General features: G+C 35.4%; 1 pseudogene. It reads left to right on the top strand.

Annotation, left to right across the window (positions count from 1 at the left end):
* Positions 1-412 (top strand): annotated as a pseudogene (locus tag FIA58_RS21175) (type IV secretion protein Rhs); the annotation flags it as partial.

Here is a 412-nt window from a genome sequence, read left to right as displayed (position 1 = left end):
AGTAGACAGCAAACTCGATTGGGCTGGAAAAACTGAGTACACAGTTACCACTCATAAGTACGATACTAATGGAACAGTAGTTACCATAACCGATATTTTTGAATATACCGATCAAGATCGTTTAAAGTTACACAAACAATTAATCGCAGGAGGAAGCGAACAATTAATTGCTAAAAATGAATACGACGAACTAGGACAATTAATTAGTAAAAACGTAGGAGGAACAGATGCTACAGGAGCAACTGGTTTACAAACGGTAGATTACAGTTACAACATAAGGGGTTGGTTAAAAGCCATTAACGATGTAGAAAACATAGGTACCGATTTGTTTGCTTTTAAGATCAATTATAACGAATTTCAAGCCATAGGGTCAAACGATATTGCACCTAATCCATTATACAACGGAAATATA

Source organism: Flavobacterium jejuense, assembly GCF_006491595.2.
GTDB lineage: Bacteria > Bacteroidota > Bacteroidia > Flavobacteriales > Flavobacteriaceae > Flavobacterium > Flavobacterium jejuense.
This window is presented reverse-complemented; position numbering and strand designations above follow the sequence as displayed.